The organism is Pseudomonas sp. PKS (genome assembly GCF_051913525.1).
In the GTDB taxonomy this organism is placed as follows: domain Bacteria; phylum Pseudomonadota; class Gammaproteobacteria; order Pseudomonadales; family Pseudomonadaceae; genus Aquipseudomonas; species Aquipseudomonas guariconensis_D.
The window spans coordinates 52255-66972 of the sequence record NZ_JBEGDO010000003.1 but is presented as its reverse complement, the minus strand read 5'-3'; the positions used below and the strand labels follow the sequence as shown (position 1 = coordinate 66972).

12 protein-coding genes are annotated in these 14718 nt (G+C 63.0%); 4 read left to right on the top strand and 8 right to left on the bottom strand.

All coding sequences use genetic code 11. The features are described from left to right. Positions 1-64 precede the first annotated feature (64 nt). The 3 genes from ABOA88_RS04350 (at position 65) to ABOA88_RS04340 (ending at position 2971) form a co-directional block, all read left to right on the top strand. Complete coding sequence (locus tag ABOA88_RS04350) at positions 65-838, top strand: gamma-glutamyl-gamma-aminobutyrate hydrolase family protein (protein WP_274093186.1); 774 nt, start codon at positions 65-67, stop codon at positions 836-838. A gap of 70 nt (positions 839-908) precedes the next feature. Further along, entirely contained in the window at positions 909-2267 is a 1359-nt protein-coding gene (locus tag ABOA88_RS04345; RefSeq protein ID WP_367850983.1) for an aspartate aminotransferase family protein, read from the top strand. Positions 2268-2416: 149 nt separating this feature from the next. After that, complete coding sequence (locus ABOA88_RS04340; RefSeq protein ID WP_367850982.1) at positions 2417-2971, top strand: helix-turn-helix domain-containing protein; 555 nt, start codon at positions 2417-2419, stop codon at positions 2969-2971. 15 nt (positions 2972-2986) lie between these two features. Here the strand turns inward: ABOA88_RS04340 and ABOA88_RS04335 are convergent, their stop codons facing one another. The 6 genes from ABOA88_RS04335 to psrA all read right to left on the bottom strand — a co-directional run bounded on the left by ABOA88_RS04335 (position 2987) and on the right by psrA (position 9970). Beyond that, positions 2987-4333, bottom strand: a complete 1347-nt coding sequence (locus ABOA88_RS04335) for an OprD family porin (protein WP_367850981.1) — start codon at positions 4331-4333, stop codon at positions 2987-2989. A gap of 11 nt (positions 4334-4344) precedes the next feature. Beyond that, positions 4345-5511: a DUF1624 domain-containing protein gene (locus ABOA88_RS04330; RefSeq protein ID WP_367851097.1), complete on the bottom strand. Its 1167-nt coding sequence runs from the start codon at positions 5509-5511 to the stop codon at positions 4345-4347. Between the two features lie 131 nt (positions 5512-5642). Next, complete coding sequence (gene phnX, locus ABOA88_RS04325; protein ID WP_367850980.1) at positions 5643-6470, bottom strand: phosphonoacetaldehyde hydrolase; 828 nt, start codon at positions 6468-6470, stop codon at positions 5643-5645. 75 nt (positions 6471-6545) lie between these two features. Continuing rightward, positions 6546-7424, bottom strand: a complete 879-nt coding sequence (locus ABOA88_RS04320; protein ID WP_196168607.1) for a LysR substrate-binding domain-containing protein — start codon at positions 7422-7424, stop codon at positions 6546-6548. Between the two features lie 50 nt (positions 7425-7474). Next, positions 7475-8770, bottom strand: a complete 1296-nt coding sequence (locus ABOA88_RS04315; RefSeq protein ID WP_196168606.1) for an MFS transporter — start codon at positions 8768-8770, stop codon at positions 7475-7477. 111 nt (positions 8771-8881) lie between these two features. Next, positions 8882-9970 (bottom strand): iron-containing alcohol dehydrogenase PsrA, encoded by a 1089-nt coding sequence (gene psrA, locus ABOA88_RS04310; protein ID WP_367850979.1) that lies wholly within the window; start codon positions 9968-9970, stop codon positions 8882-8884. A gap of 673 nt (positions 9971-10643) precedes the next feature. Here psrA and ABOA88_RS04305 point away from each other — a divergent pair. Further along, positions 10644-12023, top strand: coding sequence for a purine-cytosine permease family protein (locus ABOA88_RS04305; protein WP_196168603.1), 1380 nt, complete (start codon positions 10644-10646; stop codon positions 12021-12023). Positions 12024-12114: 91 nt separating this feature from the next. On the opposite strand, the gene ABOA88_RS04300 is transcribed toward ABOA88_RS04305, so the two are convergent. Next, complete coding sequence (locus tag ABOA88_RS04300) at positions 12115-13536, bottom strand: MFS transporter (protein ID WP_367850978.1); 1422 nt, start codon at positions 13534-13536, stop codon at positions 12115-12117. 170 nt (positions 13537-13706) lie between these two features. After that, positions 13707-14435, bottom strand: a complete 729-nt coding sequence (locus tag ABOA88_RS04295; RefSeq protein WP_196168602.1) for a FadR/GntR family transcriptional regulator — start codon at positions 14433-14435, stop codon at positions 13707-13709. Positions 14436-14718: the final 283 nt, after the last annotated feature.

Here is a 14718-nt window from a genome sequence, read left to right as displayed (position 1 = left end):
CAACTGCGCCGCACTTTCTTAATAAGTTTGAATAACTCGCAATATTGATTTGCCGGAGGATGATATGCCACGCGTGCCCGTTATCGGCATCACTGCATGCACTCGCATGATTGAACAGCATGCGACCCAGACGATCAGTGAGAAGTATGCGCGCGCCGCGGCCAAGGCGGCGTGTGGCTTGCCCATCGTGATTCCCAGTCTCGGTGAATTGATGGATACCGCCGACATCATCGACACAGTGGATGGGCTGATCTTCACCGGCTCGCCGTCCAACATCGAACCGTTCCACTACAACGGCCCGGCCAGTGAGCCGGGCACCCACCACGACCCGTTGCGCGATGCCACGACGCTGCCGCTGATGCGTGCGGCCATCGCCGCTGGTGTGCCGGTGCTCGGCATCTGCCGGGGGTTTCAGGAAATGAACGTGGCGCTGGGGGGCACCCTGCACCAGAAGGTCCATGAGACCGGCTTGTTCATGGATCACCGCGAAGGCAAGGACGAGCCCGTGGACCAGCAGTATGGCCCGCGCCACGCGATGCATATCCAGCCAGGCGGCCTGATGGACCGCATGGGCTTGCCCGCGGTCATCGACGTCAATTCGATTCATGGCCAGGGCATCGATGTGCTGGCGCCGGGGTTGAGGGTGGAGGCGTTGGCACCGGATGGGCTGGTGGAAGCGATCTCGGTTGAAGGCAGCAAGAGCTTTGCCCTGGCCGTTCAATGGCATCCGGAGTTTCGGGTACTTGAAAACCCGCATTACCTGACGATCTTCCAGACCTTTGGAAAAGCCTGCCGGCAACGCTCGGTATTGCGTCAGTTGATGTTGAAAACCGCCTGAGCCGTGAGCGTTATTGAAACGTTGAATGTTTTTCCGCAGCCCGGCTGCGCCTCGTTAAGGAGAGTAATAAATGAGTGAAAAGAATTCCCAGACGCTTGCCTGGCAAGCCATGAGCCGAGACCATCATCTGGCGCCGTTCAGCGACGTCAAGCAACTGGCCGAAAAGGGCCCGCGCATCATCACCTCGGCCAAGGGCGTTTATCTCTGGGACAGCGAAGGCCACAAGATCCTCGACGGCATGGCGGGTCTGTGGTGCGTGGCCGTCGGCTACGGTCGTGACGAGCTGGCCGACGTGGCTGCCCGGCAGATGAAAGAACTGCCGTACTACAACCTGTTCTTCCAGACCGCGCACCCGCCGGCGCTGGAGTTGGCCAAGGCAATCGCCGATGTGGCCCCGCAGGGCATGAACCATGTGTTCTTCACCGGCTCCGGCTCCGAGGGCAACGACACCGTGCTGCGCATGGTTCGCCATTACTGGGCGATCAAGGGCAAGAAGGACAAGAAAGTCATCATCGGCCGCATCAACGGCTACCACGGCTCCACCGTGGCGGGCGCCGGCCTGGGCGGCATGAGTGGCATGCACCAGCAGGGCGGTTTGCTGCCGGATATCGTGCATATCCCTCAGCCGTACTGGTTTGGTGAAGGCGGCGACATGACCGAGGCCGAGTTCGGCGTGTGGGCGGCAGAACAGCTGGAGAAGAAAATCCTGGAAGTGGGCGAGGACAATATCGCCGCCTTCATCGCCGAGCCGATCCAGGGCGCAGGCGGCGTGATCATTCCGCCGCAGACCTACTGGCCGAAGATCAAGCAGATCCTGGCCAAGTACGACATCCTGTTCGTGGCTGACGAAGTGATCTGCGGCTTTGGCCGTACCGGTCAGTGGTTCGGCACCGACTACTACGACCTCAAGCCCGACCTGATGACGATTGCCAAGGGTCTGACGTCCGGCTACATCCCCATGGGCGGTGTGATCGTGCGGGACGAAGTGGCCAAGGTGATCAGCGAAGGTGGCGACTTCAACCATGGCTTTACCTATTCCGGCCACCCGGTGGCGGCGGCGGTGGGCCTGGAAAACCTGCGCATCCTGCGCGACGAGAAGATCATCGAGCAGGTGCGTGACATCACTGCGCCGTACTTGCAAAAACGTCTGCGTGAGCTGGCTGATCACCCGCTGGTGGGCGAAGTGCGTGGCCTGGGCATGCTCGGCGCGATCGAGCTGGTCAAGGACAAGGCCACACGGGCCCGCTACGAAGGCAAGGGCATCGGCATGATCTGCCGCCAGCACTGCTTCGACAACGGCCTGATCATGCGCGCCGTGGGCGACACCATGATCATTGCACCACCCCTGGTGATCAGCACCGAAGAGATCGACGAGCTGGTGGAAAAGGCCCGCAAGTGCCTGGACCTGACTCACCAGGCTGTCCAGTAAGCCTGCGGCACCTCGGCAGGCTCCCTGCCGAGGTGCTCTTTGTGCATCGCGCCAGCCCAGTCCGTCCCCGTCGATCCTTGATCTTGCCTTGCACGGCCCACTCCAATACCCTCCGTCGACACCATCGCTTCCACCTCCAAGACCACACGATGAAAGTGCACGAAGAAATTGAAGGGCTCGCCATACTCATTCGCGATCTGCGCAAGTTCAAGGGCTTGACCCTTGGCGAACTCGCGCAACGCATCGGTCGTTCGGTGGGCTTTCTATCGCAGGTCGAGCGGGGTGTGTCACGCCCAACCGTGGCGGACCTGACGGCGATCAGCGAGACGCTGGGGGTCTCGACGGCCTACTTCTATAGCCTGGAAAAACCCCGCGCGCTCGACTGGGTCACGCGGCCGGATGAGCGCCGTACGCTTCATCTGGGAGGGGGGATTACCGATGTGCTCGTGTCGCCCACCATCGCCGGTGGTTTCTCGATGCTCGACAGTCACCTCGAACCCGGGGCTTCGAGCGGGGAAGAGTATCTGGACGACAGTTCGGAGCAGGGCTGTTTCGTACTCGAAGGCGAACTGACTGTCTGGCTGGATGACGGCGATCCGGTGACGCTCCACCCCAATGACAGTTTCCAGCTCCAGCCCCACGCCCGTTTCCGTTATGCCAATCTGACGGGCAAGCCAACCCGCGTGCTCTGGGTGTTCAACTAAGTTCTCGTCCAGCGCCTAGAACTTCCCTCCCAACGGATATTCCACCGCCAGGCGTATCTGGTCGGCATCCAGTTCTGCCTGTGCGGCATTGCCCCGATGCACGTTGTGCCGCAGCGAAAACACCGTCCCCTTGGCGTTGCCGCTCTGCACCACATACCGTACCTGCAGGTCCCGCTCCCAATGCTTGCCACCTTTGCCGTAGCCGAGATAGGCATAGCCGCCGCCGGGGTCGGCATGGGTGCCGTCGATATCGAACCCGCGCACATACAGCGCCGTCAGGTCCAGGCCTGGCACGCCATAGGGGCCCATGTCCAGGTCATACCGCGCCTGCCAGGATTTTTCGTTCGGTGCATTGAAGTCGGACAACTGCACCGCGTTGCCGAGGTAGATCGCACCCCGCGTCACGTAGTCGAACGGGGTGTTCCCATCGACCTGCTGCCAGCCGAGGCTGAACGTGTGCGGGCCGTCGCGGTAGCGGGAGACCAGGCTCCAGGTGGTGTTGTCGATGTGGCCGGACAAGGCGTCTGCGGTATCGGTGGTGCGGTACAGGTTCAGGTCCAGGCCCAGGCTGCGTCGATCATCCAGGGCGTGGCTCAAGGTGCTGCCGAAGTAGTGCTGGTTCCAGGTGTCTTCGTAGCGCGAGGTATAGAGACTGGCGCTGACCAGGGCATTGGGAGCCCACACCATGCCGGCCAGGTCGAACGTGTTGCCTTGACGGCCATTGGTGTAGTTCACCACGAAGCCTTGGTCGTGGCTCGACGCATTGCGGTCGGTGCTTTCGTTGAAATGCCCCGCGACCAGCCTGAGCGTGGGGATCTCTTTGCTGTCGAGAAACCACCCGGTGGCGGTCTCAGGCAGCAGGCGGCTGTCGGATGAACTGAACACGGGCGTCTTGACCCGCTGTTCGCCATACGACAACACAGTGTTGGAAAAACGCAGTTTCATCGCCGCACCGGTGCGGCCGTACTGCGTTTTCGGATGGCCGTCGTTGTCCAGCGCGAGCAAGCGCGCCTTGCCGGCGCGGCCGCCACCGCTGTCGAGTTGCACGCCGAGGTAGGCGTGCGCGTCCAGGCCCACACCGACCCGCCCTGGGGTGAACCCGGACTGAAGACTACCCATCAGGCCATAGGCCCATTCTCCGGCCTGGTCGCTGCGTTCGCGGCGCGGCTTGAAGGCGTTGCGGGCACTGCTGTTGCGTGAGCCATGGCGATAGTCGCGCTGGTCGAGCACGCTGCGGTTGAGCACGCTCCAGGTGCTGGCGTCGAGGACCCCTTCGGAGTGCGATTGCGCGGCGTCGGCCATTGCCGCAGACGAGGCGCCTGCCAGCGGCAGCAGCAGGGCGAGGCGATTGAACAGGCTCATCGCTGTGACTTCTACAAATACTTCAGCCAGGCAATGTCACGTCGCCGCGCCTTGAGGCGGGCGAAGCTGCGCACCGGCAGGTACAGCGCAATGGCCAACAGCAGGGCGACCAGCCAAACCGCGCCGATGCCGTCGAAGCCGAAGTAGTCACCCTGGTTCAGCCCGAACAGCGCGACGCAGGCGAGGTACAGCAGCTTCAACACATACAGGTGAAGCAGGTAGAAGAACATCGGCGCAGCGCCGAACACCGCCAACGTACTGATCCAACGGGCGCTGCCCGCGCGCTCCAAGCCACGCAGCACCAGCAGGCCGATGCCCAGGGTCAATGCCAGGAACAGCAGCGATGGGGGGTACTTGGTGATGTTGAAGACGCTCATCAGCGTCTGCGTGGCGGTGGGGTAGCCACTCCAGGGCGCCTCGCCGTAGCCATTGATCATACGCAGCACGGCGAAGCCGAGCAGGGCAGCGGCACCTGCGATCAGCAGTCGCTGCTGGCGCTCACGGGCATCGCTGCCATGGTCGAACCACGGGCCCAAGCCATAGCCTAGGGCGATCACGCCGATCCATGGCAGCACGGGATACGAGGTGCGCAGGCGCAAGTCCTCGCAAACCACCAGCCAGCCACGGTCATGCAGGATCGCCCACGGCACGTGCAGGGCCGACTCCGGTCCGAAGTGCAGGCCATCGAGCAGGTTGTGCCCGGCGATGATCACCAGGCCCAGCGCCACCAGCGCAGGCCGCGGCAGCCACACCAGCAATGACAGGGCGATCATGCTCAGGCCAATGGTCCAGATGACTTGCAGGTAGATCACGCTTGGCGGCAGCTGGAAGGTCCAGGCGAAATTGACCAGGGTGAACTCGAGCACCACCAGGAACAGCCCTCGCTTGAACAAGAACACCGCCGCAGCGCCTTGGCCCTGGTGCTTTTCGCCGTAGAGCCAGGCCGAAAGCCCCGTGAGCAGCACGAACACCGGGGCGCACAGATGGGCCAGGGTACGGCTGGCGAACAGGCCGGGTTCGGTGGTGTCGATGTTCATCGGATCGCCGACCTGGTGATGCAGGAAGAACGTCTCGCGCACGTGATCGAGCAGCATGAACAGGATCACCAGGCCGCGCAGGGCATCGATGCTCTGCAGGCGCTGGGTGGTTTGGGTAAGGGCGGGAGTGGCACTGGTCATGGGCGAGGAGATAATCAGCATGAATGAAACGTTATCTTATAACGTAAATTCGTGCTGTGGCTATCGCCCGGTAATCTTGAGCCTAGGCAAACCCGCACGAAGCGGGCTTGCTGGGTGGTGGCCGTTTGAATTCACTGCCCTTGCGGCACCTCTCCCTTCGCCAGGCGTGCATTGATGTCGGCGATGACTTCAGGCAGTTCGGCGATGGTGTCGATCAGATAATGCGGGCGCGAGCCTTCGAACAATTGACCGATGCGCAGGCGCTCCTGCTCCAGCCGGTCCGCCGGCAGGGCTTTGTACTGCGCGTAGGTCAAGCCGAGGGCATTGCCCGAGCAGGTGAGGGCGACAGTCCACATGCCGGCGCGCCGGCCTTCGAGAATGCCCGGCCAGGTGTCGTCGACCTTGACGCACGCCGCGACGTCCTCGATGCCCAGGGCAATCACGTTGGCCAATGCCTGGGCCGGGTGAGGGCGGCCATTGGGGACTTCATCGGTGGCCACCACATGGTCGGCTTCATAGCCGTTGGTCTTGGCCAGGGCAACGACCTTTTCCATCACCACCGCCGGGTAACCGGAGCACGAGCCGATCTTCAGGCCTTGCGCACGCAGCTTCATGATGGCTTCCAAGGCGCCCGGAATCAGCGCCGAATGCTCGGCGATCTTCTCGATCTGCAACGGCATGAAGCGGTTGTAGATCGCCGTCACGTCCTGGTCGGTGGGGTAGCGGCCAAAGGTCGCGTGATAGCGCGCGGCGATCTGCGGCAGGTCGCACAGCGTGCGGATGTGGTCCCACTTGCCCATGCCCATGGGGCCACGGGCTTCTTCCAGGCTGACCTCGACGCCGAATTCGGCGAACGCCTCGACGAAGATCTGGGTCGGCGCGAAGGAGCCGAAATCGACGACGGTGCCGGCCCAGTCGAGCACGACAGCCTGCAGTTTGCGGGGGGTGTGATAGTTCATGGTGTTCTCCGGTGAGTGAAATTCAGGACGTGCGAAGCCAGCCCGCACGCGGCGGGTGGCAGGCAAGACGAAGCATCAGTGCGGGGCGGTGGCGGCGGTGCAGGCGTCGAACAGCTCGCAGATGATCGGCCGGTTGCGACGAATGCCTAGACAGCACAGGTAGTAGCTGATGTGGAACGGGTCTTCGACGAAAGCGATCGAGCGCGTGCCTGGGCGATCGGCATACTCCACCGCAGAGACAAAGCCAATCCCGATGCCATGGACCACTGCATGCACGATCGCCTCGCGGCTGTTGAGCTGCATCGCGCAGTCGAGTGTCACGCCGTGCGCCTGGCAACCTTCCTCCACCAGCTGGCGTGTGCGCGATGCCGGCTCGCGCAACACCACACGCTGATCGGCGATCTCCTGGACGCTGATCCGCTCGCGCTGGGCCCACGGATGGTCGTCGCGCACTACCGCGAGGATCGGGCAGGTGCGATACAGCTGGGTGCTCAGGCGATGGTCGAACTCCGACAGAGCGAGAATCGCCACGTCGATATCGAAGTTGTACAGCCGCTCCAGCGTGCCGGCTTCGCTGGTGAACGAGGTTTCCAGCTCGATGTCCGGATACTGCTGCATCAGCGAATAGGTCAGGCTCATGGCGATCGGCGGCGAGACGGCGCCGATGCGCAACATGCCCTGCTTGCGTTGGGCAAAGCTCTGCAGCAACTGCAGGGCTTCGTCCTCCTGGCCGAACAGCCCTTGCGTGATCTCGTACAACTGCTGTCCGGCAGGGCTGAGCTCGATGAAGCGACCGCGACGATGAAACAGCTCCACCGAGAAGCGTTTTTCCAGGCCGCTGACCTGCTCGCTGATGGTCGGCTGGCCGATGTTGAGCAGCGTAGCGGCCTGGGTGAAGCTCCCGCTCCGCGCAACGGCATGAAACGAACGCAACCACTTGTGGTACTGGTACATGGAGCCTCTCGGTCAGGGGCGCGCGGGCAATGACGGGCATCTTCACACCCTCAGCGCCGGACGAACAGGGCGACCAGGGCACTGCAGGCGCAGGCCGTGGTGACGACGATGAAGATCAGCGACGTGTTGCCGGTCGTGTCCAGCATACGTCCAATCAAGGGTTCGGCCAGGCCCGCAAACAGATAGGACGAGAAATTCATGATGCCGGTGGCGGTGCCGGCCCGGCGTGCGCCGACAAGGTCCGGGCACAGCGCCCAGAAGCTCGACGCCGGCCCGTAGACGAAGAACCCGCACAGGAACAGCGCCAACAACCCCATCGCGCTGTGCGCCGGCAGGCTCCACATCCACAGGCTGGTCAGGGCGCCCAGTACCATGTAGAGCATGATCGCCAGGTAGCGCTTGCTGCCGAACAGCCGGTCCGAGACCCAGCCGTTGCTCAAGGCCCCGACAGCCATGCCTACCGGCAGAGCGACGGTGATCCACTTCGGATCGATGAAACTGTCACCTTTCTGCCAGTTGGCGCCCAAGAAGTGCACGGGCACCCAGACGATCAGCCCGTAGCGCGCAGCGTTCTGGAAGCCCAGCGAAACAGCGGCCACCAACAGGCGCGGGTTTTTCAGCACGGCCAGGTAGCGTTGCCGGGAGGTTTCCTGGTCGGCGTGGTCGGCTTCGTTCGCACGGTCCGCCGCATTGGCCACACCCGTGTCTGACAAGGGCTCGAAGCCCATGTCCTGTGGCCGTTCCCGTGCCACCAGGTAGAACACGATGCCACCGGCCAGCATCAGCAGCACCGGCAGGCGGAAGATCCAACGCCACTCCAGGTGCAGCACATCGATGACCACCACCGAGGTTACATACGACAGCACCGAGGCACAGCCTGCGGCGAATACATAGAAGCCGTAGACCTTGCCGCGCTCTCCGGCGCCCCACCAATTCGACAGCAGACGGCTTCCCGGCGCCCAGCCCAGGGCCTGGAAGTAGCCATTGACGCCCCAGGGCAGGACCAGGCTGAGGAAGCCTCCGGCAAAGCTGGTGACCCAGTTCGCACCGCAAGACAGCACGGCCCCCAGGCTCATGATGCGGCGCCCGCCGAACTTGTCGGCGAGGTTGCCATTGATGGCTTGGCCGATGGCGTACATCCACAGCATGGCGCTGGAGGCCCAGCCGAGGGTTTCCTTGCTCAGGCCGAACTCGGCCTGGATGCCGGGGATGGCGAAGCCGAAGGTCTGGCGGCCGGTGTAGAAGAACAGGTAGCAGAACATCGCGGCCAACAGCATGCGCCATTGGGCGACGCGAAAAGGCGTGGTAGCGGTCAGCGGGCCAGACAGGGTTTGCGTACGGTTCATGACGGTTTCCTTCTTGTTCGTAGGCGCCGCCGTGAGGCACGGCGGGTCGGCACTCTTGTTCGGTGCAACAGGAAAGGGCGGCGGCGCTGGCCACCGCGGTCTGGACGCGTATCAGGCGGCGTGCGAGCCGATGAAGTTACGGCCGCGTGCGCCCTGCATGGCGAAGTCGATCATCGCTTCGGCCTCGGCATCCGTCACGCCGTAGTCCTCGAACTCGGTCTTGACCCCCAGCCGGTGAAGAAACCCACGCAGCTGATGCTGCGCATCGGCCAGGTCATTGCCGAACACTTTCTTTAGGGTTTGGTCACGTCCGGCGTCGCGCCCCCAGGCAAGGCCCAGCACCATGGGCAGGGTGAAGGAGCAGGCGATGCCGTGGGGCAGACCGTGACGCAGAGTCATTTCGTAGGAGATGGAATGGGCCAGGGCAGTCTTGGTGTTGGAGAAGGCCATGCCGGCCTTGAGCGCAGCCAACGCCATGCGCGCACGCAGTTCGCGGTTGCCCAGATCCTGCTGAAGACGCGGCAGGCACTCGAGGATGTCTTCGATGGCCGAGATGGCGAAGGTGTCGGAAATCGGATTGGCGTTGTGGTTCCAGATCGATTCCAGTGCGTGGGACAGCGCATCCAGTCCGGTGGAAACCGTCACCGAGGCGGGCACGCTGAGCATCAGGTCAGGGTCGATCAGCGCCACTTTGGGCCAGGTACACGCCAGGTGCAGGGAGTATTTCTTCTGCTGCGCGGCATCCCACAAAGTCGCCCAAGGGGTCACTTCGCTTCCGGTACCGGCGGTGGTGGGCGCTGCCACCAGGGTCTTGCAGCGCGCCGGGGTGAACGGTTTGCCGCTGGCCAGCAGCGCCAAGAGTTCGTCGAAACGCCCCGAGGCGGTTCCCACGATCAGGGCTTTGGCAGTGTCGATCGCGCTGCCGCCACCCAAGGCAAGCACGGTGTCGTACTCGGCGTTGTCCTGCCAGAAGCGCTCATGGACCGTGCGCAGCCAGGCGACATCGGGGTTGGGCTGGACGTCGTCGATCACGCACACCAGCCGCTCGCCGAGCAGACCGCGCACGCGTTCGACCAGGCCTAGTTGCGCAGCCTCTGGAAATGTCACCAGCGCGACCTTGCCTGGGCAGAGCGTTGGCAGGCGTTCCAGGCTGCCACTGCCGAACACGATGGCGACGGGGTTGTGGAAGAGAGCGGGCATGGGCGGTTCCTTGTTTTTGTTGTTGAACGGTGCGCCCATGCTCGGCGGCTTTCGGTTTTCGTTCCAATCGATTGATCGCAGGTAGCCATCGGGTGGACCGATAGTGCGTGCGTCTGAATGTTCGCCACCCTTACCGACCTCCAAATGCCTGCGCCATATTTTCCGCCATCATATGAACCAACAGTGCGTTCTCCCAGGACACCCGCTCGGTGATTGGGCGCTGCAGCCAGGCCTGGGCGGTATGCCCGGTCAGTTCGGCGAAGAGCGCCGAGAGGTAGGTTAGGGCGCAGGTGCGCGTCGGTTTCCCAGAACCAGTCCGAGCACGGCATTGCATCGCTCTTTGCTGCTCTGCAGGGCGTGCTTGGAGGCCGCGAGCTCGCGATAGCTGTGGTCGATGCCGGCGCTGGCCCGCATCACTACGGAGCGACAAGTCATTGTTTTCAAACATGTCCATTCGTTCACCATCGCTGCCAGGGGAATGCAAGGTTGACCGGCCGCAGGCCTGGGGAGGTCGAGAGGGTTGACGACCTGGTTCATCCAGGCAGCGACCGCCGCTTTGCCAGCGCCGACAAAGTGTTTGCAGGCGTCGTTGGCAGCTACGAGATGTTCGTCGTCAGGCCGAGCAGGCTCCACGCACCACTTGATAATCCCGAAATTCACTCAGGAGACGGTCGTGAAGCTGGAAACGCGAAGTATCGAGTTTGTCCCTCACGCTGAACGCTATGGCACACCCAGGCGGTTGTTCACCATCTGGTTCAGCTCCAATTTCCAGGTGACCGCCCTGATGGTCGGCACGTTGGGCATCGCCGCGGGCTTGAGCTTTGCCTGGACGCTGCTCGGCCTGCTGATCGGCAATCTCATCGGCACCATCTTCATGGCCGCGCATTCTGCCCAAGGGCCACACCTGGGCGTTCCGCAGATGATCCAGAGCCGGGCACAGTTCGGTGTCTACGGTGCGGCGATTCCGTTGCTGGTGATGGTGGTGGCCGCAGTGCTGTTCCTGGCCGCCAGCGGCGTGCTGATGCGCGATGCCTTGAAAGCACTGCTACCGATCAGCGACGACCAGGCCATCGTCCTGGTCGGTGTGTTGACCTTCGTCATCGGCTTCGTCGGCTATGAGCTGATCCACCGCCTGGGCGCCTGGATGAGCTTGCTGTCCACGCTGGTGTTCGGTGGCGCCCTGGTGCTGATCTTGCTGCACCCCGGCCAGGCGTCGGCGAGTGCCTCGGCCTCTGGCGCGTTCTCGTGGACCGCCTTCAACCTGGTGGTGGCGCAGGCCGCGTCCTGGACGCTGGGGTATGGCCCCTACGTGGCTGACTACTCGCGCTATCTACCGGCCAACGTGAACACCCGCGCCACATTCTGGACAACCTATTCGGGCTGCGCGCTGGGTTCCTTCGCCATGATGGCCCTGGGCGCGTTGCTGGCCGTCGCGATTCCGGCAGCGCTTGGCCTGAACCCGGCCACCGCGATCGCCACCTTGTTCGGGCCTTGGGCGCCGGTGGCGCTGGGCGTGATAGCGCTCGGCGTCATCCAGTACAACGTGCTCTGCCTGTACAGCGCCTACATGTCGTCGGTGACGATTTTCGGCGCCTTCGGTGAGCTGCGATATGTCACCCCCACTGCCAAGGCAGTGGTGATGGCGGTGCTGACCCTCGCCGCCACGCTGATCGCCATCGCCACCCAGTACCATTTCGACACTTTCTTTGCCGACATCCTGATCGGGCAGCTCTACCTGTTGATCCCCTGGAGTGCGATCAACCTGGCCGACTACTACTGGGTGTGCCGCGGTCACTACGACGTCGCTGAGCTGTACAACGCCAAGGGCCGCTATGGACGCTTCAATCGCCGGACCCTGGTGGTGTATGCCGTCTCGATCATCGGTACCATTCCGTTCATGAAGCTGTCGTTCTACACAGGCTTCGTCGCGAGCTGGCTGGACGCGGACATCAGCTGGGTGGTGGGCCTGGTACTGGCGGGCGTGCTGTATTGCATGGTCAACAGCCCATCCTCGACCAGGCAAGCTCACCTGCAGTCTCCTGTCGCGGACTGATGCCACACGGCAAACCCTAGGGATTCAATCGCCAAGGACGGCAGGCATATTCCAGGCCATCGACGAGCCCCAGGCTCAACCCCTGCCTCGATCAGCCTTGCTGGGCAGTTGCCCGCAGCTGATCCCTGCACACGCAGTACTTCCACACGCTCGCCACACACGCCAACGCCGCAAAGGCAACGCCGGCCCACAGCGCCAGAAAAGCGCCCTGGGCGGAGTACACCTGGAAGAACCCCGCCACCAACGCCGCCCCCAATACCTGCCCGAGCATTCGCATCGTGCTCGACAGGCCGCCCGCACCGCCGCTGCGCTGCGGGGCAATCGACGAAATCATGTCGCGCATGTTCGGCGACTGGAAGAACCCGAATCCCGCACCGCACACGGCCATGCGCAAGGCGATGTCCCATGGCGCGGGCGAAGACGGCAGGGTGCAGAGCAGCACCAGGCCGATCCCCAGGATGCCCATGCCCACGGCGGTGAGGGTGCCGGTCGCGTAGCGGTCCGAGAGCCTCCCGGCGATGGGGGCCATGAGCGCGGCCATGGCAGGCCAAGGCGTGATCAGAAATCCGGTCTCGACCTGGGAGAGCCCCCACTGGTGCTGCAACATGAAGGGCAGGGCGACGAACGCCAGGCTCTGCGCCGTGAGCGACGCCGCAGCGCTGGCGGCAGATAGCGCGTAGAGCGGCTGGCGCAGCAGGTCCAGGGCAAGGATCGGCGCGGGGTGACCGGCCTGACGCTGCAACAAAAGGCACAAGCAAAGCCCGGCGAGCATCGCGCTGCCCAGCGTGACGCCCCACGGCGCGCCTTGGGCCAGGCCATTCACGGCGTACACCAACGCGGCAAGAAACAGCGAGCAGAGCCCCGCGGCCACGGCATCGAACGCCCGCGCGCTGGTAGGGGTGGGCGGCAGCGAACGCAGGCCGAGAAACACGCCGACCAAGCCCACCGGGACATTGATCAGGAACAGCCAGTGCCAGCTGGCAAGGCTCAGGATCAGTGAGGCCACGCTCGGCCCCGCGGCCAGCGACGCGCCTACAACCAGTGCATTGACCCCCATGCCACGGCCCAGCATGTGCTCGGGAAAGACGAAGCGCGTCATCGCCACCCCCACACCGAGGATCCCGGCCGCGCTCAAACCTTGTACCAGGCGACCGACCAGCAGCCACTCGAACGACGGGGCCAAGCCACACAACAGCGATGCCAGGATGAACAGCACCAGGCCCGCCATGGAGATGCGCCGGTAGCCGACGATGTCTCCCAGCGAAGCCAGTGGCAGCAGGGCGGCGATCATCGCCAGGTGATAGATGCTCACCACCCAGATCGACTGGGCATCGGTGGTGCCCAGGTCGGCGGCGATGGTCGGCAAGGCCGTGTTGGCGATCGCCGTTTCCAGGTTGGCCATGGCGATGTTGAGCATGATCGCGATGACGGCGATGAGCCTTTGAGGTTTGGGCACCCCTTCGCCGGGCGGCGACAAGGTGGTCTGCTTGAAGGCGAACACGGCGAAACTCATGGCAGGAGCTGAACGAGGGAGGCGACAGGGCGCCTGGCACATACTAGGAAATGTCACCCGGCGCTTGAAATTAAATATCGGCATCATTCGCAGTGGAATTTCGAATCCCCGGGCCTGCAACTTCGGAAGTCGTGCCCCTTCGGGCTAGCACTCGAGAGGAGTGCCGGGTGTCATTCCAGCGAGCTAATGTCTCTCTTTACCCGTTTCAAGTGACCTTCTACATAGAACGCGGCGGCCTGCTCGTCGCCGGTCACGATGGCTTCGTAAATCAGCCGATGCTCGGCGGCATACAGCTGGATGCGCTCGGCATCGTAGATCCCGTCGTCACGCAATCGATTCCAGAGGGGTTGGGCCATGGTCTGCTCGATTTCATCAGCCATTTTGGCGATCAGGGCATCGCCGGTCATCAGCGCAAGGCGGTGATGAAACTTGCGGTCGCACTCGCTCCAGAGCGCTTGCTGGTGCACATCGGTGATGTCTTTCACTTCTGCCATTTGCGCCAGATAACGTTCTGCCAGCGGATCCCGCATGGCTTTGCGCGCCGCCAGCCGAGCAATCGCAGGCTCCAGCAAGAGCCTGACTTCCAGAGCACTGATGGGGCTGTAGTCGGCTTCTGGCGCAGGCGAGGGCAGATGGGGTGGGGTGCCATCCTGAGCGAGTACATAGGTTCCCGAGCCATGCCGGGTAATGACCAAGCCTTCGTTCTGCAGGGCGCCAATAGCTTCGCGTACTGCGGGCCTGCTGACCTTGAGCCGAGTGGCCAGGTCTCGCTCGGAGGGCAGTCTGGAGCCGGCCGCATAGGTGCTGTCGGCGATGCTCTGTCTGATCTGGTCGGCGACCTGTTCATAGATCTGCTTGGGGCGGAATGCTGGCTGGGTGAGGTTTTGGTCTGTCGACATGACCACTGACCTTTGAAGAGAAAGACGTGCGGAGTATACGTCCGGTCTGGCGTTGAGGCTAACCACTTATGGGGCTTGTGCAGATAAGTGGTTTTTGTTTTTTACCTGTTCTTACATTTTTCGTCGAAAAGCCCGTTGCCAGTAGGGTGGTGTGGGCATAGGATCCAGCCGGAATTGGGCAGTTTTAAGACCGGTTGTTGCACTGCATGACGGTCTGTTCCAGCCGGATACTATCGCTGTACTCATAGTGGTAAGTTTTGTTATCCACGTGATTCCAGCTAAA